This is a genomic window from Paenibacillus sp. B-A-8 (genome assembly GCF_048572915.1).
Taxonomy (GTDB): domain Bacteria; phylum Bacillota; class Bacilli; order Paenibacillales; family Paenibacillaceae; genus Paenibacillus_AQ.
Genome location: NZ_CP183882.1, coordinates 3982657 through 4006001, shown reverse-complemented (window position 1 = coordinate 4006001; position 23345 = coordinate 3982657). Strand labels below are relative to the sequence as shown.

15 protein-coding genes are annotated in these 23345 nt (G+C 42.0%); 9 read left to right on the top strand and 6 right to left on the bottom strand.

What is annotated here, in order from left to right; all coding sequences use genetic code 11:
• Positions 1-211 precede the first annotated feature (211 nt).
• The 3 genes from ACN6MV_RS17885 (at position 212) to ACN6MV_RS17875 (ending at position 8672) form a co-directional block, all read left to right on the top strand.
• A complete protein-coding gene (locus tag ACN6MV_RS17885; protein WP_419884536.1) occupies positions 212-3325 on the top strand; it encodes an ATP-binding protein in 3114 nt (1037 codons plus the stop codon).
• A 3-nt stretch (positions 3326-3328) separates the two neighbouring features.
• Complete coding sequence (locus ACN6MV_RS17880) at positions 3329-4420, top strand: response regulator (RefSeq protein ID WP_042128514.1); 1092 nt, start codon at positions 3329-3331, stop codon at positions 4418-4420.
• A gap of 145 nt (positions 4421-4565) precedes the next feature.
• Positions 4566-8672, top strand: coding sequence for an S-layer homology domain-containing protein (locus ACN6MV_RS17875; RefSeq protein WP_419884535.1), 4107 nt, complete (start codon positions 4566-4568; stop codon positions 8670-8672).
• A gap of 113 nt (positions 8673-8785) precedes the next feature.
• On the opposite strand, the gene ACN6MV_RS17870 is transcribed toward ACN6MV_RS17875, so the two are convergent.
• On the bottom strand, positions 8786-9271 hold the full coding sequence (locus tag ACN6MV_RS17870) for a DUF2975 domain-containing protein (RefSeq protein WP_419884534.1): 486 nt from the start codon (positions 9269-9271) through the stop codon (positions 8786-8788).
• 224 nt (positions 9272-9495) lie between these two features.
• On the opposite strand from ACN6MV_RS17870, the gene ACN6MV_RS17865 reads away from it, so the two are divergent.
• Genes ACN6MV_RS17865 through ACN6MV_RS17855 form a run of 3 tightly spaced genes read left to right on the top strand, consistent with a single transcriptional unit; the run spans position 9496 to position 10787 of the window.
• Entirely contained in the window at positions 9496-10014 is a 519-nt protein-coding gene (locus ACN6MV_RS17865) for an ankyrin repeat domain-containing protein (RefSeq protein WP_419884533.1), read from the top strand.
• A 1-nt stretch (position 10015) separates the two neighbouring features.
• Positions 10016-10378, top strand: a complete 363-nt coding sequence (locus tag ACN6MV_RS17860) for a DUF4180 domain-containing protein (protein WP_042128508.1) — start codon at positions 10016-10018, stop codon at positions 10376-10378.
• 31 nt (positions 10379-10409) lie between these two features.
• Complete coding sequence (locus ACN6MV_RS17855; RefSeq protein ID WP_419884532.1) at positions 10410-10787, top strand: iron chaperone; 378 nt, start codon at positions 10410-10412, stop codon at positions 10785-10787.
• A gap of 87 nt (positions 10788-10874) precedes the next feature.
• On the opposite strand, the gene ACN6MV_RS17850 is transcribed toward ACN6MV_RS17855, so the two are convergent.
• Positions 10875-11816, bottom strand: coding sequence for an ArsR/SmtB family transcription factor (locus tag ACN6MV_RS17850; protein WP_419884531.1), 942 nt, complete (start codon positions 11814-11816; stop codon positions 10875-10877).
• Positions 11817-11961: 145 nt separating this feature from the next.
• Between ACN6MV_RS17850 and ACN6MV_RS17845 the strand changes: the two genes are divergently transcribed.
• Positions 11962-14715 carry a glycoside hydrolase family 2 protein gene (locus tag ACN6MV_RS17845; protein WP_419884530.1) on the top strand — a complete coding sequence of 918 codons (2754 nt, stop codon included), beginning with the start codon at positions 11962-11964 and terminating at the stop codon, positions 14713-14715.
• A gap of 94 nt (positions 14716-14809) precedes the next feature.
• Here ACN6MV_RS17845 and ACN6MV_RS17840 read toward each other — a convergent pair whose 3' ends face one another.
• The 3 genes from ACN6MV_RS17840 to ACN6MV_RS17830 all read right to left on the bottom strand — a co-directional run bounded on the left by ACN6MV_RS17840 (position 14810) and on the right by ACN6MV_RS17830 (position 18909).
• On the bottom strand, positions 14810-16504 hold the full coding sequence (locus ACN6MV_RS17840) for a M3 family oligoendopeptidase (protein ID WP_042128500.1): 1695 nt from the start codon (positions 16502-16504) through the stop codon (positions 14810-14812).
• A 256-nt stretch (positions 16505-16760) separates the two neighbouring features.
• Positions 16761-17621, bottom strand: a complete 861-nt coding sequence (locus ACN6MV_RS17835) for a GNAT family N-acetyltransferase (RefSeq protein ID WP_419884529.1) — start codon at positions 17619-17621, stop codon at positions 16761-16763.
• Positions 17622-17799: 178 nt separating this feature from the next.
• Complete coding sequence (locus ACN6MV_RS17830) at positions 17800-18909, bottom strand: glycoside hydrolase family 88 protein (protein ID WP_419884528.1); 1110 nt, start codon at positions 18907-18909, stop codon at positions 17800-17802.
• A 245-nt stretch (positions 18910-19154) separates the two neighbouring features.
• Between ACN6MV_RS17830 and ACN6MV_RS17825 the strand changes: the two genes are divergently transcribed.
• Entirely contained in the window at positions 19155-20621 is a 1467-nt protein-coding gene (locus ACN6MV_RS17825) for a glycosyl hydrolase family 28 protein (RefSeq protein WP_419884527.1), read from the top strand.
• On the opposite strand, the gene ACN6MV_RS17820 is transcribed toward ACN6MV_RS17825, so the two are convergent.
• Positions 20618-21475, bottom strand: coding sequence for an AraC family transcriptional regulator (locus tag ACN6MV_RS17820; protein WP_042128491.1), 858 nt, complete (start codon positions 21473-21475; stop codon positions 20618-20620). The two genes, ACN6MV_RS17825 and ACN6MV_RS17820, sit on opposite strands and share 4 nt — an antisense overlap.
• Positions 21476-21595: 120 nt before the next feature.
• On the opposite strand from ACN6MV_RS17820, the gene ACN6MV_RS17815 reads away from it, so the two are divergent.
• Positions 21596-23188 carry a glycoside hydrolase family 43 protein gene (locus ACN6MV_RS17815; RefSeq protein ID WP_419884526.1) on the top strand — a complete coding sequence of 531 codons (1593 nt, stop codon included), beginning with the start codon at positions 21596-21598 and terminating at the stop codon, positions 23186-23188.
• Positions 23189-23345: the final 157 nt, after the last annotated feature.

The window sequence follows — 23345 nt, the reverse complement described above, 5'->3', positions numbered from 1 at the left end:
GGTATTTGTTGAATGCAATAACTATAAACCTTAGGTCTGACCTAAGGTCAAGCTTGGATTAAGCTGTCGTTTTATTAATTTGTCGAATCATGAAGGAAAACGGAAAATTTTATAGAATTATCTATCGTCATCTATCTCATGTATTTCAAGTGTTGCACAATACCCCAAGCGTATGCTGCAGCTTTACTACTCCATAGAAAAGGGGCCTACGATGCTCAAAAGGACATTATTTATCTATTTAATAGCTTTCCTTTCGTTAGCTACAATTCCACTATCCATTGTTATAAATAACGATCAGCATGAGAATCATCCGCAAGTTCAGAAGGGTGGCATGGATCTTTCGACATGGGATTATAAGCAACAAAAGATCATCAAGCTAGACGGGGAGTGGGAATTTTATTGGAACACGCTACTCACACCTGAGCATTTTATAGATCCAAGCATTGACAAACCAGCCCCTACAGCATGGATGGAGGTCCCCTCACGATGGAACGGTAAAGTGATTGATGGTCAGCCATTACCTGCATTTGGTTCTGCTACCTATCGCATGGTGCTGAAAAACTTACCTGTAGACGGTGTATTTGCATTGAAAAAGACGAATATACGCTTTTCAAGTGCGATATATGTGAATGGACATCTACTCATTAAAGACGGTAAGCCTTCTATCAGTACAGCCGATTACCAGTCGGGGAATATTCCGCAAATCGGGCTTTTTTCAGCTGAAAAAGGTGACGTAGAGATCATTATTCAAGTTTCTAACTATGAATATGTAAATGCAGGCATTCCGGTATCTCTGACCTTTGGCGAGGAAGCCGCGATGATGGAGACCCAGCAGAAGAGTATGGCTCGTGAATTTAGCACCGTTGCAATTTTGGGAACATTATCCCTTATTTTTGTCATCTGCTTTGTGGCGGCTGCATTATACCGTAAGAAGGATTACTCCCTGCTTGTGTTTGCAATTATTTGTTTACTGCTCGCGATCTATCATGGCTTGATTGGAGAACGTTCGCTGTTACTGTTTTTTCCCAGTCTCTCGTTCAATGTGTTATACAAAGTGAAGGACATTAGCTCCATCTCGTGTTTTATTGTTCTGGCTATATTTTTCTACCAAATGCACAAAAGCATTATCTCTTTAAAGCTTACGCAAGTCGTAACGATCATACTAGGCAGCTTTATATTTCTGGTAGCGATTCTGCCTATTCGTACTTACACGGTCTTCTCACCGTACGTGATCATTGTATATGAATTGATGTTAATTTGGATGCTGTGTAGAGTGGCTATCCTGTATATTAGAAGCGCAGAAGTAAATCGGATCAAATCATTGCTCCTGTTCTTAGCGATTCTTGCAATCAATCTGTACTCCATAGACGTAATCCTGTTTGCACTTTCGATGAAAGAAAATCTATGGCTCGGACAGTTTTACATCGTAGCCTTTAATATCATTATGATTGTTCTGATTGTTCTTCGTTTTTTCGAGGCATATCATACGATAGACGAAATGAAAAACCAGCTGATCGGGCTGGACAAGATTAAAGATGAGTTTCTTTCCAATACCTCTCATGAGCTGAAAACTCCGCTAAATGCCATAGTGAACATTACCGCTACACTTCTTAATGGGGTTGAGGGTCCAGTTACCGAAAGGCAAGCGCAGAACCTAGCAATCGTATTGGGCAGTGGAAGAAGACTAACTTATATGGTGAACGAACTGCTCGATTATTCCAAAATGAAGCATGGGGATATCACGTTATACAAAAGCACCCTAGATCTGAAAGCTGTTATTGATTCTGTCATCGGTATTCATTCGTTCCTGCTCGGAGAAAAGTCGATTTTTCTCATAAATAATGTCGCTTCAGATTTCCCTCCTGTACATGCAGATGGCAATCGTCTGATTCAAATTTTGCACAACTTGGTAGATAATGCGATTAAATTTACGGAGCAAGGTGAAATACATATTAGTGCTAAAACTATCCTTCATGAATGGGTTGAAGTTCGTGTAGCAGACACGGGAATCGGAATTGCACCGGATATGCAGAAACGTATTTTTATGGCTTATGAGCAGGTGGATGAAGCTGAAATTCATAGTCACGGTGGCACAGGTCTCGGTCTAAGCATTACGAAGAAGTTAGTGGAGCTGCATGGCGGGAACATTAGAGTGGAATCTGTTACGGGCAAAGGTTCGGTTTTTATTTTCACCCTTCCACGGTGGGATCGAATATCTAATCAAATTACGGGTCCAATTGTGGAAAAGACACTTCCGTTTAAAGAGGTTCTCTTCCCGCGCCAGGAGTATCCTGTTTATATCAAAGGTAAAATCAATGAGCCAATTTTGGTCGTGGACGATGATTATGCCAACCTTCAATCCATGATCAACCTGTTCAAGCTGGAGGGGTATTCCATTGTTGTTGTGAACCGAGGGCAATTAGCACTCGATGAGTTATCGAAGAATTCAGACTTCTTCCTCGTTGTGCTGGACATTACAATGCCGGACATTTCTGGTTATGAGGTTCTGCAAAAGATCAGAGAAAGATTTACCCCCTTTGAGCTCCCGGTGTTAATGCTGACGGCGAAGAATAGAGTTACAGATATGAAAATGTCCATGGATAATGGGGCAAATGATTATGTGGGGAAGCCGTTCGAAGCGGAGGAGCTAATGGCGAGAGTGAAGAGTCTGACCCGATTAAGAGCTTCCGTGAAGCAGGCTAAAGATGCTGAGATAGCCTTTTTACGTTCTCAGATTAAACCTCATTTCTTGTACAATGCCCTGAATTCAATTGCTGCATTATGTGTGGAAGAGCCTGAGCAAGCAGAGGAATTAACGCTGGAGCTGTCGCAGTATTTGAGAAGCAGCTTTGATTTCAAACAATTGGATTCATTAACGACCCTGGAGAGTGAGCTGGAACTGGTTAATGCTTATATTAATATTGAAAAAGTGCGCTTTGGTGCTAGATTGCAAGTCCAGTATGATATAACCGCAAATACGGATAGCCGGATTCCTCCGCTTATTCTTCAACCTCTGGTGGAAAATGCCATAAGACATGGCCTGATGTCCAATTTACGGGGAGGAAAGGTAACTATATCTGTCAAAGAGTCAGACCCTTCAATGGTCAGCTTTGTTGTAGAAGATGATGGATGCGGAATGAGCGAACACAAGCTGGAAGAGATCATGAAATCTGATGTAGATAAAAGAGGTGTGGGGCTGTGGAATATTAGTCAGCGCATCAAACTTCTTTATGGAAAGAGCATTCGTATTCAAAGTGATGAAGGAAAAGGTACAAGGGTTTCTTTTGACATCCCCAAACAGCAATTGAACCGGCTAGGAGGTTGAAGCATGCTGCGAGCCATTATCGTAGATGATGAAGAATTATCACTAAAGCGTTTAAAAAGGATATTGTCTCAGAGTGGAGAGATTGAAGTATACGATACTTTTCTGGATCCGACGGAAGCTTATGAATTTGTGAAGGGGAATTCGATAGATGTAGCATTTTTGGACATTTCTATGCCTGACACGAATGGGATGAAGCTCTCCGCCCTTTTGCATGCACTAGATGAATCGATAGATGTAGTTTTTGTTACAGGGTATGACGAATACGCACTGCAAGCCTTTGAACTGAGCGCTGTGGATTATCTGCTGAAGCCTGTTACTGCGCAGCGTTTATCAAAAACTGTGGATAAGATCAAAAAAATGAATAAAGGTGTGACGGTTCAACCTGTCATAGAAGTTCTTTTATTTAATGGACTTAAGATATACCGCCGTACACAAGACAGAGTGCCTATCAAGCTAAGAAGCCCAAAAACGGAGGAATTGTTTGCCTTTTTGATTAGTAAAGGAACGGTTAGCCGAGAAGAAATTATCGACACCTTATGGAGTGGGTTAGAGCCTGAAAAAGCACTTAAGAATCTGAACTCTACCCTGTATTATATTCGAAAAGCAATCGGTACTAGCTTTATTAAGACCAGTAGAAACGAAATTAGTATAGAGGAACGAAGCATTTATTGTGATTTGTATGAGTTTGAGCGTTTACTGAAGCAAATTAGACAAGGCTCTAAAAAACATTCAGAATGGTTCAATCAAGTAGAAACACTGTATTCGGGGGCCTTTCTTAAAGGAAAAGCATACGATTGGGCTAGTGGGAAGACAGGCCGACTTGAACAAGATTTTATTGGACTGCTGGAACTAGCGGCTAGATTGCACATGGATCAGAACGAGCGTCAACAATCGCTGCATTACTTTGAGCGAATATTGAAATTGGATCCCTTGAGAGAAGATATCCATCAGGAAATCATCCATTTGTATATTGAACTAGGGCGAATGAATGAAGCTTATCGACGATATGGGCAATTGGAAGAGACCCTTCAACAGGAGCTTGGAACTTCACCTGATCCTAAGCTCAAAGCGTTGATTATGAAGATGATGAACTAGTATAAAGAAAAAGAGAACCGACGAATCGATTAGATTTCGTAGGTTCTCTTTTTTTTGTTTATTTTTCGTTTATCATAATTTTGTATAATACTCTCGATTATTGTCGAAATGATGACATGATTTATGCTAGAGGGGGAAAAAGAGTTTGAAGCCATCATTTATGAAAATAGGCATTAGTATTTCGTTAGCCACTGGACTTGTGGTGCAAGGTGTAGGCCCAATCCAGACTCAAATCGTTAGTGCGAAATCGAGCTTCGATTGGTTAGAGAATAGCCCAGCTGTGATACCGTCTATCAATGAAGATGATTATTCTAATGCAGGTGTTGTTGTCTCTAATCTTTTGTCAGGAAAGGTTACTGAACCGGCGACAACGGGAATTGCTGTGGTAGCGTTAGATAATACCAACGGTGCCTGGCAATATTACAATACGCAAGGAAACATCTGGTACAACATCGAGCCGGTGTCGAACACTAATGCTTTCCTGTTGCTGAAATCGGAGAAAATTCGTTTTGTACCCGCTAAAGACTGGAACGGAACAGCTTCAATTGAATATAAGCTATGGGATACGACAGCAGTTGGTTATCAAAACTATCAAAAAAATGCGAATACCACAGCACCGGGCGCGTTCACCACAGTTTCGGGCAAAGCTACTGTGACTGTAAACCCAGTGAACGATGCTCCGTATCTAACGGAATTGAATGGTGGGGATTATCTTAGCTTTGACGGGAATGGGGATTATGTGACGTTCCCAGATCAACTGTTATACAAGAATTCTTTTACAATTGAAGGGAATTTAAAAGTCAATGGTTTTAATACCTGGATGAGATTCTTCGAATCTTCGATCGCTGAGCAGAACCATAATATTTTTGTGGGCTTTAACGGCAAAAAAATGCATTTCATCGCTTACACCAATAAAGGAGATATTAATGTCACAGACGATTTCCCGATCTCCAAGTGGGTACATGTCTCGATTGTTTACGATCACAGTCAGAAGAAGGGACGTATTTATTGGGATGGTGTTCTTAAGGCAGAAGGAGCTATGGATTTAAGTACAGTTGGAAATGTGGCACGTCCGAACAACTGGCTTGGTAAAAGCACCTGGAGACAGGACGGAGATTACAGCGGTGGGATGAGAGACGTTAGGTTTTGGAGTATAGCTAAAACTCAGAGCGAAATTGTTCGCGAAATGAACGTCGATTTGAATGGATTTGAGCCTAATCTGGCTTTGAACTATAAATTTTCGAATAGCAATGATGGTAATATTGCTGTCAATACACCGGCTGGTTCAGGTAAGAACGGTACCATTACGGGAGCAAGCTGGAAGCAGGACACAGGCTTCATGGGAAGTACTACAACGGAAAAAAATAAATCTGTATCACGCTCTTTTAAGGTCATTGATGTGGATGGGGATGACCTAAATGTATCAGCTACTTCTTCTAATATATCCCTAATTCCGAATAATGGACTGAAAGTAAGTGGAAGTGGTGAAGTGCGGACGTTAGAAATAACACCAGCGAAGAATGCCTTCGGAAACAGTGTGATTACTGTTACTGTAAATGATGGCACTATAAGTAGTACATACACCTTCAATGTCCAGGTAAACGATGTGGGAGATGTCCTAGTAACTGGAGTGACTTTGAATAAAACATCACTTAGTTTAACTGAGGGAGAAGCTGGAGATACACTAAATGCTGTAATAGAACCTGCCAATGCCACGAACAAAACAGTAACTTGGAGCTCCAGTGATGTAACTGTCGCGACAGTTGTTAATGGAGTGGTAACACCAGTTGGCGTTGGAACGGCAACGATCACAGCAACAACAACGGATGGAAGTTATACGGCGTCATCCACCGTTACAGTTAGTGCACCAGTTGTGAAAGTAACCGGAGTTAAGCTTGATCAGGAGACCCTCGATTTAACCGCTGGTGAAGCGGACGCCTTACTAAAGGCAACAATAGAACCTGCAAATGCAACGGACACAGACGTGATCTGGAGCTCCAGCGATGACACTATCGCAACAGTCGTGAATGGAGTTGTGACTCCAGTTGGTGAGGGTACAGCAATTATTACTGTAACGTCTAAGGATGGAAGCTTTACGGCTTCAACGACTGTAAATGTGGCAGCACCTAAGCCACCAATTGTTCTCGTAACGGGAGTAACGTTAGACCAGACCACGCTTAATTTAACAGTGGGCGAAGGCGACGAAACGCTACAAGCGACAGTGGCACCTGCCGATGCAACGAATAAGGGTGTCATTTGGAGCTCTAGCGATGAGACTGTAGCCAAGGTTGTTTATGGAGTAGTAACCCCGGTTGGTGTTGGAACAGCCACCATTACGGTTACGACCAAAGATGGAAGTTATACCGCTTCAACGACAGTACATGTAAGTGAACCAATTCCACCAGTTGTGAATGTAACTGGGGTGAGACTAGATCAGGAGACGCTCGATTTAACAGCTGGTGAAACTGAGGTAAAACTAAATGCGACAATAGAGCCTGCAAATGCAACAGATCCAGGCCTGATCTGGAGCTCCAGCGATGAGACTGTAGCCAAGGTTGTGAATGGAGAAGTAACTCCAGTCGGTGAGGGAACAGCCATCATTACGGTTACTACGAAAGATGGAAGTTATAAGGCTTCAACCACCGTTACTGTGAAGGCTCCTGTTAAGCCAATTACAGCACCGGGTATTCCAACAGCTGTAACTGCAACTGCAGAGAATGGTCAAGCGACCATCACCTTTACAGCGCCAGAGTCTGATGGGGGAAGCGAAATTACAGGTTATCTTGTAACGGCTACTCCGGGCGGGTTGACAGTTACAGGTAATGGAAGTCCGCTTACAATCAGTGGTCTGACGAATGGTACAAGCTACACCTTCACGGTACAGGCCATCAATAAGGCTGGTATTAGCGAATTATCTGCTGAATCCAATACAGTCATCCCGAGCGCTCCATCCAGTGTTCCTTCCCAACCGACTCCATCAGCTACACCGACACCTGTAGCAAATGATGCTTCCATTCTAATCAATGGTAAAGCGGAAACCATGGGAACCGCGACGAATGGTAAACGGAATGATCAAACGCTAACCACCATTGCTTTAGACCAGAAGAAGCTGGAAGACAAGCTCGCCGCGGAAGGTAAAGGTGCGGTGGTTTCTATCTCTGCTACTAGCAAATCAGATGTTCTGGTAGGAGAGCTAAACGGACAAATGGTTAAAAATATGCAGGGTAATCAAGCCGTTCTTGAAATCAAAACTGGTAATGCGACTATTACTTTGCCTGCAGGGCAGATTAACTTGGACGCCCTATCCAAGCAGGTGGGACAGTCTGTGGCTTTACAGGATATTAAGATACAGATTGAAGTTAGTAAACCAACAGCCGACGCTGTAAGTACTTTAGAGGCTGCTGCACAAAAAGGATCATTTTCATTAATCTCTGCGCCAGTAACTTTTACGGTTAGAGGGATTTACGGAGATAAGAGCATTGAACTTTCACAATTCAATACGTATGTGAAGCGTACGATTGCTATCCCTGAGGGGATGGACCCCAACAAGATTACAACTGGAGTATATGTTGATGCTGATGGAACAGTTCATCATGTACCCACTAAAGTAGTTGTAATTGGCGGCAAGTATTTTGCTACCATCAACAGTCTTAGTGGCGGTACTTACTCTATAATCTGGCATCCGCTTGAATTTAGCGATGTTGCTAACCATTGGGCAAAAGACGCAGTGAATGATATGGGCTCCCGTTTAGTCGTCGAAGGAACAGGTAATAGTCAATTTTCTCCTGATCAAGCCATTACCCGTGCAGAGTTTGCAGCGATTGTCGTTCGCGGTCTTGGACTTGAATTGGATCAAGCGGCAACACCATTTTCGGATGTTAAAACTACGGATTGGTATAACAGTGCGATTAATACTGCATATGCTTATCAATTAATCAATGGTTTTGAAGACGGCATGTTCCGCCCTGATGACCAAATTACCCGTGAACAAGCAATGCAAATTATCGCCAAAGCGATGAAAATCACAGCCCTAAAGGCTAAACTTCCAAATCAATCCGCTGAAGGCTTCTTGAACCCATATACCGATGCCGGTAAAGCATCTGACTGGGCGATTAGTGCCATTACTGACTGCTTACAGGCAGGTGTAATCATGGGACGAAGCAGTAATGTGCTTGCTCCCAAAAATGATATGACCAGAGCTGAGGTTGCGGCGATCGTTAAGCGGCTACTTCAAAAGTCAGATTTAATTTAAAACCTTGACTCATATGATACGTTGAAAAGAAAGAGTATTCATTCGATAACCTTCGAATGAATACTCTTTTCTTTTGGTTATATTAAATTCTAATGTTGATATTTGACTGTTAATCATACATTTTTTGGATTAATATCTGGGGCATTTTTTAATGGCTTTTGAAGTGCGTCCACAATGGCTGCGATGATACTTGTTACTAAAAGACCCATTAGACATAATGATGTAGGACCCGCTGCATCATCACTAGCTGTAACTTTAGCAAGCACCCTTAAGCTTACTATTCCTAACAAAATGAGGAACATAATTGTGAAAGCGCATTTCTTTATGATCTTCAAAGATTTAAGGGATAATTCTGAGAAAGCATTGTTCTTTTCGATGTTGTTTAATAGTTTATATGCTTGATACAGCACAACAGAAAACGTAATACAGAATCCGTAAGCACATACTAAAAAGGGAATCAGGAAGTAAGCCGTATCTGGATGTACTCTTGCATCTCTTACCGCTATCTCAGGCAACCAGATACACATAGCAAGCACTGCAATTCCAACCAAAAAAAAAATTACTTTTAAGAAAGTGGTTGAACCTCGTTTAACATTCATTTAAAACACCTCACTTATTTAATGACTTCATGATTTTAGCATTTAATTTATTGTTTTACAATAAATTTGTATTGTTTTTAGTGTTTTATATTTTACGAGAAATGGTTATCTTTCTTTGAAAGACGACAACGTTGCTTCTTCTTGTTAGCAGGAGAATGGTTTAACTATCCAGAAAAAGTAAAGTAGATCGTTTATAAGATCAATCGAAAAGAGGCGATATCTAAATGGAATTACGGCAAAGCATTAATGAAGTCTTTCAGTCGGCACAACAAGGTGATGCTGCACGGCTAAAAGAAATTCTAGAATTCCATCCGGCTTTAGCAAATACGGAAAATAACGAGGGTCTTACACCTTTGGGATATGCGGCACATTTCGGTAAAGAAGCAGCGGTGCAGGTATTGATAGACTATGGTGCTGAAGTTGATGCAGTATCCCATTCTAAGATTAGTTTTATTCCTTCTAATACTGCACTTCATGCTGCCATTGCTGGGGAGCGGGATATGGGTGTTATCCGACTGTTATTGAACAAGGGTGCTCAGACACATATTTTAGATAGCGACGGGCATACTGCCTTGCATTCTGCAGCTTTTCATTCGGATAATGTGGAGCTGATACGCTTATTAATCGAACACGGAGCTGACATCCATGCTAAAATTGAAGGTGGTGAATCAGTATTAGCTATGGCCATCCAACAAGGAAACCACAACGTAAAAGAATTTCTTATTGAAAAAGGAGTAATTTAGAATGCAAATCACATTAAACCGTAAAGACAATTCAACAGTAGCTTTGATTTCCAGCGAGGGTATTGTAATTAATAATGTAAATGATGCTTTGGATCTAATGGCAAACGTTAGATATCAAGAATGCGATAAAATGATTCTAAGAAAAGAGCAAATCACGGATGATTTTTTTGAGTTAAAGACGGGGCTTGCCGGTGAGATTCTTCAAAAGTATACAAACTATCAGATGCGGGTTGCGATTGTAGGAGAATTTACTGGCTATAATAGTAAAAGTCTGAATGATTTTATTTATGAGTGCAATCAGGGGAATAAAATATTGTTCAAAAGTACAGAAGACGAGGCATTGGCAGCACTTCATCATAGTTAAATGTGAACTTGAAACAGAGAGGGGACTAAACATGGAAGGTAAAATCACGTATGAATCGATCGATGACTATATTTCCAAGTTTCCACCGGAGATTCAAGAAATCCTTAGTACAATAAGAAAAGTGATAAAAGAAGCGGCACCTGATGCAAAAGAAAAGATTAGTTATCAGATGCCTACTTTTGAACTGCACGGAAATCTCGTCCATTTTGCAGCTTTCAAAAACCATATTGGATTTTATCCAACGCCTAATGGGATTGATGCTTTTAAAGAAGAATTATCTGTCTATAAAGGAGCAAAAGGGTCCATTCAATTCCCTCTTAATCAGCCGATGCCCTATGAATTAATTAGTAAGATCGTGAAATATAGAGTGGCAGAGAATATTCAAAAAGTAAAAGATAAGCGTAAATAGTATGTAAAGAAAACAATGTCTTCCCAGTCCTCTTGCACACCTGAAGCTTTCTATCCTCTCTGGTTTCAGGTGTGCAATTCTTACAAGTTATCGTGTACTCGATACTGATCGACGCACAAACGACAGGATAATATCCTGTGAGTAGTCTCCGAAACCACTTCCGAATAGATTAAGTCCTCGTCTATTGAGGGCATCCTCGCGAATCTCAAAGCGTACTCGAATAGGCTCATTAAATGCCAGCTTCAGTGAGCTAATTGTAGTAGGGGAAGAAGCAGCACCATTTATTTTGCTACCCTGTTCTGAGATACTCCACTCTGTCAGCATTCCATATTCTGTACCACTCTTCCAACGTTCGGGTGTTAACTTTCCTTTCCGGTTACCGAAATCTGATGGACAAGTCCAAGTACCGACATGTAGGTCATTTATAGTTAATGTGATGTCACTTGCCCAATCTTCACGGAATGCAGGTGCTTCAGAACAAATCTCAGCCGAAATCCGAATCTCATCTAGCTCGACACCAGGAGGGAGTGGATTGGCAAAATAGTATTCGACATAGCCAGAATCAGCGAACCATAAGAGAGATGCTTCAACTCGTTCAGGCATGTAGAATACCCGCGGATCATCCTGAGAACCGATGACTCCGCCGTCTTTTCCAGCCATACCACAGGATGGTTGTACAGAACAGTGGGAGAACATTCCGATGGGCATATGTATTTCTTCCGTTTGATGCAGACCATCGCCTAGCTTCGACGGAAGATCGAGATGGATGGATCGGCAGGTCACCGCGCATATTTTCTCGCGATTTGCTCCCTGTGTAGATGAGATTAAGTTAACTTGCTCAAGTGTCTGCACATTGATTGAAATTGTAGGTTGAGCTACGCCAAGTGTCTCGGCCAATTGACTGACACTCATGGGCTTGTCACCAAGGGCTTCAAGAATGCGGACTCTGACATCTCCAGAAAGTGCTTTTGCAACATCTAAGATACGTGATGCAGGGTACCGGATCGTTTCTTGCGAAATATCATTCATTGATTGTATTCCTTTTCGTTAGGATAGTTTGAGGATATTGTACACCGAAGATTGTATATTGTAAAATTATAATACACATTGCGAAATTTATATACTGGTGCTAAAATGAGCTCAACTTCTTATTTTGAAAGGCTGTGCTCATATCATGACAACTTCCGTACTGAATGTTGAGAGTCTTCCGATTCCTCGTCCCGAACATCCGCATCCACATTGGCAGCGCAAGGAATGGATGAATTTGAATGGGGAATGGTCATTTAGCTTTGATCCGAGCAATGAAGGAATAAGCAATCAATGGTTTTCGAATTCCGAAATCGCTTACAGTTCGAAGATTACCGTCCCTTTTTCTTGGGTAAGTCCATTATCCGGTATTGGCAGCGATCGTAAAGGGATAGGTTGGTATCGGCGGATTTTGAAATGGCAGCCTATCGACTCACAGACACGACTATTTTTGCGATTCGGGGCAGTGGATTATTCATGTGAAGTTTGGATAAACGGAGTTCATGTTGGTTCACACCAAGGTGGATATGGTTCATTTGAGTTTGAAGTTACTCCGTACTGGGTTGAAGATTTGGACAATACAATTGTCGTTAGAGTAGAGGACTTCGATCATGATTACCAAGCACGTGGCAAACAAGGTTATGGAGAAATTCGCGGAATTTGGCAGCCAGTATGGCTAGAATCTCGGCCCCAGACTTATATGAGTGATACTAAGTTTGTGACCACTATGGATGGGCAAGTGAACGTGACTACAAGAATCATTGCTCATGAATCTGGTTCAGCAGATTTCACGCTGCAATTCGCAGAGGATTCCATACTGCATACTGAGAAATTAGATCTTATTGCAGGGGAGAATGAATTTAAGCTCTCTATTCAAATATCAGATCCGAAATTATGGAGTCCAGAATCACCTTATTTGTACGAAGGAGAACTACAGCTTAGCGGATCTTTTGGCACAGACATGGTCAGCACTTATTTCGGAATTCGAGAAATCCAAACTGTTCGCTTCGATGAGCGTGGTTATCGATGGATTACTCTTAATGGCAAGCCAATTTATTTAAACGGTACCCTTGACCAGTCTTATCACAAAACGGGCTATTTCACTTATCCGTCTGATGAAGACATGCGGGATGAAATCTATCTAATGAAACGTTTGGGACTGAACTTTGTACGTATTCATATCAAACCAGAGGAACCCCGCAAACTATATTGGGCGGATAAACTGGGTATTCTGGTGATGGAAGACATGCCTTGCTTTTGGGGGGATCCGGATGAAAAAGCCCGTGCTGCGTATGAACTTGAAGCCCTAGAGGTTATCGAAAGAGACTATAATCATCCATCTATTTTCTCATGGGTGATGTTTAACGAGACGTGGGGGTTGAAGACGAACGCTCAGGACACTAGTCTAACGAGTGATGTAGGGCAACAGTCTAGTTATCTTAAGGAGACACAGGAATGGGTTCGGGAAAAATATCGCTGGGCTAAACGACTTGACCCAACTAGAATCATTGAAGACAACTCACCTTGTAACTATGATCATGTGGAATCTGATATTAATACGTGGCATTTCTACATTAATGGTTATGATCAGCTTAGAGCTCATTTGAATGAGGTTGTAGACAAAACTTTCCCAGGTTCAGACTTTAACTGTATCGGAGGTAATGTACAATCTGATGCTCCCCTGATGAACAGTGAATGTGGAAACGTATGGGGTATCGAAGGCGGGGCAGGGGATAGTGATTTAGCATGGCATTATCGCTATATGATGAATGAATTCCGGCGGCATGATAAATTATGTGGTTTCGTATTTACCGAATTTCGCGATGTTACGAATGAGTTCAATGGTTATTATCGGTTAGACGGCAGCGATAAAGATTTTGGTTATGATGCCTTTGTTCCAGGGATGACGATTTCTGATCTGCATTCTCCGGACTTCATCGTGATCGATGCACCGCCATGCCAGACAGTAAACGCAAAGGATGAAGTTAAAGTTCCGCTTCTTCGTTCCAGTTTCTCAGATAAATATCATGGACAGCATTTACAGGTGAAGTGGGAACTTTGGTACGACGATTTGGGAACACGAGTTGTTGCACAAAGTGATCATATGTCAGTGAATTGGGATGGATATGGAGTAGCAGCTCTACCCGCTCTGCATGTTACTATACCTGATCAGGACGCAGTTGCAGTGCTGGCGCTTTCCTTGATAACTAATAAGGGAGAGACGCTCACTCGCAACTTCATTACGTTTGATGTAAGAAGCGGTGATCAGGAAGTAAGGTGTGAGGGGGAAGCAGATTCTATTAGTATCCCTGTGGATGCTTATAAAGAACACAGCTTTGAACTACAATGGGAAGCTATTCAATGCGCAAAAATCAATGGGGCCGGTCAAGGCCATTATGCATATGATGTAGCTCTTCCAGATGCTTTGGAGAAAAAAATGATTGGCGAGATCGAAATTATGTTTGAAGCTAGCGCAAAGCGAGTGTTGGCCCGGAATCTTGAAGGGGCAAAGCAAAATGAAATGGGACTTGATCTCATGCATGGTGCAGACGCTAGGGTGGAGTATAATCCGAATACGTACTATATGACCGACGAAGAACGTCATCCTTCACGTGTGAATGTTCTGGTAGAAGGTCAACGGATTGGCTCCTTCTATTTGCCGGATGATCCGGCCGACAGCCGAGGTGTATTGTCCTGGCATTATCAGCCATTAGCGAATAAGTTGGATGAGGCTGGCTCTTACGGCTATCTATGTAAGGTAAGTGTACCGGGGCAGTTAGCAGCTAAAATAGATCGCAATCGTACGTTCCGGTTGGAACTTCAAGCAGAGGGTGGAGGCTTAGCCTTGTATGGCCGCAATGCGGGACGTTATCCAATAGATTTGTTGATTCGCTATCGGTAAACTGGGTGAAGTTAGATCATTCAATTCTAAAAAGCAATCCAAGCCATAAGGCATGGATTGCTTTTTATGTGATGAGAGCTATTCAGAGAATGGATTAAAGCTCTTTATCATTAATGCTGTTCAGCCAACCTTCAATATCTCCAATAACGGAGCTAATGCAGCCATCTTCAAACGGTGAAGTTAGACCGGCAAGCTCAACCAGTTTGATAAAAGATTTGCTTCCTCCAGCCTGGCATAGTTCCAAATAATCGCTCCAAGCAGATTTGAAATCTTCGTTCGAACGTTTCCAGAACTGAAAGGCACAAAGCTGTGCTAGTGTGTAGTCAATGTAGTAGAAAGGCGAGGCGAAGATATGCCCTTGTTTATGCCAAAAACCGCCTTGTTCCAGATATGTGTTACCTTCATAATTACGATGTGGTAAGTATTTCTTCTCGATTTCTCTCCAAGCCTGCTTGCGTTCAGCAGGGGTGGCTTCAGGGTTACTATAAACAAAATGTTGGAATTCATCGACAGACACACCGTAAGGAATAAACTGAAGGCTATCAGATAAATGGTTGAAGCGGTATTTATCCGCATCTTCCTCAAAGAACAAATTCATCCAAGGCCAAGCGAAAAATTCCATGCTCATGGAATGAATCTCACATGCTTCATAGGTTGGAAAAGCATATTCTGGCACATCAATATTGCGGCTTTCATATACCTGGAAGGCATGCCCTACTTCATGGGTTAAGACATCAATGTCTCCTGAGGTGCCGTTGAAATTAGAGAAAATAAAAGGGGCTTTGTATTGGCTGAAGTAAGTACAATAACCGCCGCCTTGCTTTCCTTTTTTGCTTACTAGATCAACCAGATTATTGTCCAACATAAAGGTGAAGAATTCATCCGTTTCAGGAGATAGCTCTTTATACATCTTCTTTCCGTTAGCTACAATCCAGTCTGGGTCTCCTTTAGGGGTAGCGTTCCCAGTCTTAAAGCTAAAGTTCTCGTCGTAGTATTTCAATTCATCGAGACCCAGGCGTTCAGTCTGGCGTTTCTTTAACTGTTGGGAGACAGGTACGATATATTCCAGAACTTGTTTGCGGAAATTGGCAACCATTTCAGCATTATAGTCGGTACGCATCATACGGTCATAACCTAGCTGAACAAAGTTGCTGTATCCAAGCTTTTTAGCTATGCGGTCACGGACCTTGACGAGCTCGTCATAGATGCGGTCAAATTCAGCCTCATGTTCGGACATAAAACCAAACCGAGCTTCAGAAGCGCTTTTACGCATATCGCGGTCTGTAGACAATTCGAAAGGTGCGAGTTGAGGCAGTGTGCGCTCTTCACCTTCAAATAGAATCTTGGCGGATGCGATAAGCTGGGAGTATTCCGTGGAAAGCTTGTTCTCCAATTGTAAATCTTCGATGATTTCCGGACTAAATGTCCGCAGCGAAACTTCTGCAAGCTGGAGTAACTGCGCACCCCATTCCTGTTCAAACTCGGCTCTATATTTCGAATGTACGAGTGCTTTGTAATAATCGGTTATGTATTCCTGAACGACAGGTCCAACTTCGTCCATGAATTCTTGTTCGGCTTTGTAAAATTCATCCGTCGTATTGATAGAATGGCGAACGCTAACCAATGTCTGCATAGTATCAAACGTATTGCGAAGCTTGTTAATGGCAGTGATGGAAGCCTTTTGTACCTCTAAAGGTGATGTGTCATTGAGATCTTTCAGCAGTGCGTTAAAGTCTTGCTTAAATTGCTTAACATCCGGCCGCTCATAGCGGTAATCATCAAATTTCATAAAAAAATCAACTTCCTTTCTATACCAGATAGTTTCTATTATATAATCTGAACAGCCATTTACGATAGACCTGTGTAAGCTTTTTATAGTCGAAAAAAGAACAATTGAACAAAAGTGTAAAAACTTGTTAAGTAAAATAGGGATTGATATATTGAAAAAACAATCAATCAGCCCGACCTATTATGCAGTTTATTTCTAAAAGAATCTAATTATGAAAAAAGGGGGTCCTTTAATAGGACTCCCTTTTTTTCATGAATCAAACTCCGCCAACGTAATAATGAAATTCTGCTGTGATCTCAAAGCCAGCGCTGAGGTAAAGATTTAAAGCATGCTCATTATCGGTGACAACGCCTAAGCGGAGGTGTGTGAATGGAATCGAAAGCAGAAGATCTACTGCATGTATTAGAATTTCTCGTCCTAGGCCTTTTCCCTGAAAGACAGGGAGTACACAAAAATCATGGATGACAGTCGTACCATTCCCTAAATTATTCGTTCTAATCAGGCCGACAGGCGTGTTTTCTCTCAGGGCGACATAGGTAACACGGCTTGGCTCGCGAGTATGAGTGAGATATTCATGCGTCCATTCCTTCGTTTCGTTAAACGCCGCCGAGAAGCAGGTTGTCACAAAATTAAAGTCCTTGTCTTCTTCTGGGCGTAGAATTATACTGTCTAATCGCTCATTCTTATTGGTTAAATTCAAGTACGACATAGAGTACTCTGAACTGTCATGGGATGCTCCCATGTGTAAGACAAAACCCTCACCGGAGCTTGATCCTGAAATGACCCGATATCGTAGCGAGTGGATACCTTGTAAGGACATATCTTGTTTTGCTCGTCCAAGTAAGCTGCGGAATACGCCTTGGCGACGATAGTCTGGATGCACCATTCCGTTAATATTCGCTTCGGTTCCGTCAGAAGTATACCAACTGAGAAAACCAATTAACCGTTCATTATGGTGACAAAGGTAGGCGTGATCACCGTGATCTTTTACAAGATGTTCTATGCCAACTCTTAAGTTAATCTTCTCAAATTGTTTGCAAATCTCTTCTAATGATTCTATTGTTGCTATTTGTTCTCTCGAATAATCCATCATTGCGTTTAAAGTATAATTTGGCATTACATTCGTAACCTCGCTTATGAAGGAAACACGCGGTTTATGGACGATTAGGCGCTATCCTTCAAAAATAGTCCAATATTATTAGTGATTAATCTCATCATTATCGCCTCCAAACAATCTAGTGAAGATTATAACATATTCCTTTTCAAGAACACTGAACTGAATAAATATCTCTTTATTAAAAAATCCGGTGTTTCCAGCCATTCAATTTAGCGATTGCCTCTATATAATAGTAATCCGCATAGATTAGCGATACATCAATAAAGGATGTGCCGCTGCCAGTTCCATGCAGCAAAATCGCCTCGTGCTCTGGCTGATCCCAAGTCGCATAGCTTTCGGTCAGAGAGCGCAGAATCCGCTCTGCTGCTGTTGAATAAAGACTTTTTTCACCCAATGGTACGATATCTGCTAGTTCGAGCAAGCCTGAAGCGGCGATGGAGGCCGCAGAGCTATCTCTGAACATCCGTTCGTCATCCTCAAGACGGAAATCCCAGTACGGTACCTGATCCTCTGGCAAAGCGGAAATGAAGTAATGTGCGATTCGTTTGGCGGTGTTCAGGAAACGCTCATCACTTGTATGGCGGTAAGTGTTGATGAAGCCGTACAAGCCCCAAGCTGTACCACGGCTCCAAGAGGATTCAGGAGAGTAGCCCTGACCTCCAAAATTCTCAATATAAGCACCGGATTCTGCATCAAAAGAGAGAATATGCTTGGTTGATCCGTCTTCGCGGATACCATATTGCATAGTCGTCTCCGCGTGGTTAATCGCGATATGTTTATAACGAGGATCACCTGTAACTTTGCTGGCCCAAAAGAGCAGGGAGATATTCAGCATACAGTCGATGATCACCCAACCATATTTATCTTCATTCCAGGCGCGAATAAATTTGCCTACCGGATTATAACGGGCAGCAAGGAAGTTTGCGGCTTCAATCCCTCTGCGGAGTGCATCCTCATTACCAGTGATTGTATGTTTGATTACAGCTGTCGGAAGAAATTGAAAACCAACATCATGATGCAGCTCTACCGTAGGTTTGACAAACCATTCCTCCAACGTACCATCCCAGTGCCATGCGGCATCTTTGTAAAGGTCTTTTCCGGTGATGTCATGCATAATCCAGAGGATGCCAGGCCAAAAGCCCGTGGTCCACCAGTCTGAGCCGATATCGTCAAACTTGCCATCTTTTCCGGCAAAATGTGGACACTTGTCACCAATCTGTTCAACCATACGCTCTACTTTTGTATCCAGTCTACTCATGATCTCCTGCCAATAAGGTAAAGTCATCATTGTTGCCTCCAGTGTGGTTAGGATGTTATGAGTATAGCTTTCTATGGTTGCGAAAAGTTTTGTTTTGATATAAGAAAATGTTTGATTATTGTCATGCTGAAGTCTAGTAATCATCCCTTATAAGACAAAATATAAACATTTATGAATAACGCATGAAAACTTTGTCGAGATAGATGCAGATACAATATAGGCATATAGAAATAAATTCGTAATCCTAATCGATTCAACAGCGGGAGGACTATTATTTGAACTACTTACAAGTGTATGAAGCGCCCAAAGGTATACCGGGACGTGAGGATTATAAGATTAGAGTCAGGCAACCTGAAGGTGAATGGCATAATGTATTTATCTACGAGGTTAAGGTAGATATGCATCACGTTCGACCAGCATCTATGGCTTTCTTTGATCTAGAAGGTGCAGCAGAGGTGGAAGTTACTTGTCTTTACACCGAAATTGAGTGTGTGAACGTCGCTCCGGCTTCACGTAATATCGCTTACGAAATTCAAGAGAGAACGATCAAATTCAGCCTTTTCGGCCCGCAGAAGCTTTCGATCGAAATCAATGATGATATTTTCCGGAATCTACATCTATTTGCTAACCCTAAAGAAGAGGATGCACCACTTATAGAGGATCCTAATGTAGCGGTAGTACAACCAGGTATTCATCGGAAAACAGATCTTTTGCGATTACTGGAAATGCCGGTGGCATACTCTAGTGAGAAACCGAACGTACTCTTTTTTTCGCCAGGAATGCACTATATTGAAGAAACGGTCCTTCCAATTCCTTCAGGCACAACAATATATCTAGCTGGAGGATCTGCGCTTGTAGGGTCATTGGTGTGCGAGTCTGTCCATGATATAACTATCCGTGGTCGTGGAATGATTTATCTTGCAGATTTTCATCGATACTCAGCTTTTCGTGGGGTAAGAATCGTTTTCTCACAATCCATTAAAGTGGAAGGCATCACTGTTATCGACCCACCACATTATAGTATTTTCATAGGGAAGTCTGACGGGATTGAAATTGATAATATTAAAGCTTTTAGTACTCGCGGATGGTCTGATGGCATAGATATCATGTCTAGTTCTGATGTTGCTATTCGGGATGTTTTTATGCGGAATTCCGATGATTGTATTGCAATCTATGGATCGAGATGGGATTTTTATGGAGATACACGCAATATCAGCGTTCGTGATTCTATCTTATGGGCAGATGTTGCGCATCCGCTGATGATCGGGACTCATGGTGACCATGGGCAGAACGGTGACGTGATTGAAAATATTATTTTTACAAACATAGATATTCTGAATCATCATGAGCCACAAGAAAATTATTGGGGGGCTCTAGCCATTAATGCCGGGGATCGAAATACGGTATGTAACGTAATTTACGATAACATACGCGTTGAACGGATTGAGCAGGGGCAGTTGTTCGATGTGCGTGTAGTTTACAACAAGGATTATAATCCAGAGCCTGGCACAAGTATTCGGAATATTACATTTCGCAATATCAGCTACAGCGGGAAGGCCAATCCTTCAAGAATTTATGGCTTTGATGAAAAAAGAGCTGTTGAAGGTGTGACCTTCATCAATTTAAGAGTTAACGATGAACTGTTGAATGCCCCCCGCCTAGAGCTGATCGAGATCAATCATTTTGCAAAAAATATTGTATTTGTTATCGAAGAGGCTGCTGGTGAACAATCGAGTCTCTAATTATTTTTTCTGTATTTTAATGGAGTTGTACCGAGTACTTTTTTGAATAATTGATTGAAATAAGAGGCATTAGGGAAACCAACAGCGATCCCTATTTGCTCTACTGGCAGGTCTGTTGTTCCTAATAAGCGGCAGGCCTGTTTAATTCGACGGGCAGTAAGATAATCAACGAGCCTTCCTCCTGTTTCTTGATGAAAGATTCTAGAGACATAGGATTTTGATAAATGAATCTCCTCAGCCAATTGATCCAGGTTAACCTCCTCATGATAGTGTTCCTCGATAAAGCTCATGATTTTCTCGGAATAGTGAAGTGTTCTCCGTTCTCTAGGTTGAAACACATGATAATCTTCGATCTCGATACAACTTAGCAGCTGAAGAAATAGAACAGAAGTATCTTCGGAATCCTCTGAAAGGGAGGCTTTTTTGTTGTGATCATAATGCTTTAGAATCCACTCCACAGTCTCTGCACGTTCATTAAGTTCAAAGGTACAGCGTGAATTCCCCCCTTTCCATAGCGCTGTAAATAGAGCCTTTCTTTTTGAAAAGTTCTGCAGCAGATTCTCTGCAACATGGGGGTCAACATAGAAAATGGTTCGTTCAAAAGGGCACTCGGTAGAGACCTCGGAATAGATTCGGTGCAGTTGATACGGTTGGAAAAAGAATAGCATTCCCCGGCGGATATCGTACATTTGTTGATTTACGACAACGTTTCCCTGGCCGCGATGAACGAACATGATTTCACAGCATTGATGCCAATGGTAGTAACCTTTGTAATAGTCGTCGGTATATATTTTGTAATCCCAAACCAAGGTCTTATGTTCTTCAAAAATAACAGGTTCGAACAGCTGCTTCATATTCCCTCCATGATGACAAAATACAAACATTTCTTTATATCACATTATAACTTTAATCGAAATGAAAGCGATACAATAAACTCGTTAAACTACGAAAATTTGCTGGTGGAGGTCTGTCTTATGAATCAAATGATTGTAAATCCGGTGTTGACGGGATTCCATCCTGATCCGTCTTTTATAAGAGTAGGGGATGATTATTATATTGCTACATCTACCTTTGAGTGGTTTCCAGGTGTGGTAATCCATCATTCCAAAGACCTCATACATTGGCATTCTATTTCACGAGTACTGACAGAAGCCTCTCAAGTCGATCTTCGCGGAAATGTGAGCTCAGGCTCTATTTGGGCACCGGCACTTTCTTATGATCAAGGCGTATTCTATTTACTCTATACAGATGTGAAATCTCGTAAAAGTGTATATAAGGATTTACACAACTATTTGATTATGGCAACAGATATTAGAGGACCGTGGAGCCAACCCGTTAGATTAAACGGGAGCGGGTTTGATCCATTTTTATTCCATGATAAGAACGGCACGAAATGGCTGCTAAACATGCGCTGGGATTTCCGAAAGAATCACAGTAATTTCTCAGGCATCATTATGCAGGAATATGATCAAGAATCCGGTAAGTTGACTGGATCTATTCACGAAATTTATAAAGGTACCCCTATCGGAGTCACAGAAGGTCCGCAGCTGTACCAAAAGGATGGATATTATTATCTGCTGACAGCAGAAGGCGGCACTGGTATCAATCATATGGTTACAATGGCGAGAAGCCATAGTATAACAGGACCTTATGAGACCGATCCTGATTACCCGATAATGACGACTGCACATGATTTGAACTATCCGTTCCAGCAGGCGGGACATGGATCGCTTGTGGAGACACAGAGTGGCGAATGGTATATGGCGCATTTATGCACACGTTCCATCCCCGGGACGGCAACAATGAATCCGCTCGGGCGGGAAACAGCGATCCAGCGCTGTGAATGGACGGAGAACGGCTGGCTGCGTTTGGCCCATGGCGGGAAGCTGCCTGCATTGGAAACGGAGGCTCCGGAATTACCTATATGTATTTTTGAAGAACTGCCGGAAAAGGATGATTTTGATGGAGAGATGCTAGGGTTCCCGTATCAAAGTTTGCGTGTCCCTTTTGATGAATCTTGGGTTAGCTTGAAGGAACGTCCGGGTTTTCTTTGCTTGCGCGGTAGAGAATCCTTAGCTTCACTACATGATCAGAGTTTAATTGCCCGGCCGATTCAGCATTTTGAATGCACGGCGACAACCTGTCTAGAATTCAAACCCGATAGCTTCATGCAAATGGCTGGATTGGTCCTCTATTACGATGACAGTGACTACTATTATTTGCGTGTGACGGCTGATGAGATTCGCGGAACTAGATTGGGTGTTGTACTGTGTAAAGGTGGTAATTATGATGAGATTTCTTCGATGCAGCTTTCTGTGGAGAATTGGGAGAGATATTATTTGAAGGTTGAAATTCATGAACGTGAGTTTATATTTTACGCTTCACCAGATGGAGTAGGTTGGACGGCGGTCTGTACTCCTTTAGATTTCGGGACACTTTCTGATGAGTACGGTGGCAAACTCGGATTTACAGGTTCCTTTGTTGGATTGTGCGCGCAAGATCTGGATCAGCAAGCGAAGCGGGCTTATTTTGACTTTTTCGAATATAAAGCTCTAGTAAAACCATAACATTCGAGGGGGAAAGGCGTATACTTCCCGGACGAACGGCAACTATAAGTGACAATAAACATCGAATTGCACTTATTACTTATTTTAGGACTATTGCTATTCTTTTTTGCACCTACCAATATAAATGTGGTACAATTAAATTGTACACAAACAAAAA

Excerpts from the sequence above, each read along its gene's own strand:
- ACN6MV_RS17870 (WP_419884534.1), bottom strand. The coding sequence starts at position 9,271 with ATGAATGTTAAACGAGGTTCAACCACTTTCTTAAAAGTAATTTTTTTT.
- ACN6MV_RS17815 (WP_419884526.1), top strand. The coding sequence starts at position 21,596 with ATGAATCAAATGATTGTAAATCCGGTGTTGACGGGATTCCATCCTGAT.
- ACN6MV_RS17855 (WP_419884532.1), top strand. The coding sequence starts at position 10,410 with ATGGAAGGTAAAATCACGTATGAATCGATCGATGACTATATTTCCAAG.
- ACN6MV_RS17880 (WP_042128514.1), top strand. The coding sequence starts at position 3,329 with ATGCTGCGAGCCATTATCGTAGATGATGAAGAATTATCACTAAAGCGT.
- ACN6MV_RS17845 (WP_419884530.1), top strand. The coding sequence starts at position 11,962 with ATGACAACTTCCGTACTGAATGTTGAGAGTCTTCCGATTCCTCGTCCC.
- ACN6MV_RS17835 (WP_419884529.1), bottom strand. The coding sequence starts at position 17,621 with ATGCCAAATTATACTTTAAACGCAATGATGGATTATTCGAGAGAACAA.
- ACN6MV_RS17840 (WP_042128500.1), bottom strand. The coding sequence starts at position 16,504 with ATGAAATTTGATGATTACCGCTATGAGCGGCCGGATGTTAAGCAATTT.
- ACN6MV_RS17830 (WP_419884528.1), bottom strand. The coding sequence starts at position 18,909 with ATGATGACTTTACCTTATTGGCAGGAGATCATGAGTAGACTGGATACA.
- ACN6MV_RS17885 (WP_419884536.1), top strand. The coding sequence starts at position 212 with ATGCTCAAAAGGACATTATTTATCTATTTAATAGCTTTCCTTTCGTTA.
- ACN6MV_RS17820 (WP_042128491.1), bottom strand. The coding sequence starts at position 21,475 with ATGAAGCAGCTGTTCGAACCTGTTATTTTTGAAGAACATAAGACCTTG.
- ACN6MV_RS17860 (WP_042128508.1), top strand. The coding sequence starts at position 10,016 with ATGCAAATCACATTAAACCGTAAAGACAATTCAACAGTAGCTTTGATT.
- ACN6MV_RS17850 (WP_419884531.1), bottom strand. The coding sequence starts at position 11,816 with ATGAATGATATTTCGCAAGAAACGATCCGGTACCCTGCATCACGTATC.
- ACN6MV_RS17865 (WP_419884533.1), top strand. The coding sequence starts at position 9,496 with ATGGAATTACGGCAAAGCATTAATGAAGTCTTTCAGTCGGCACAACAA.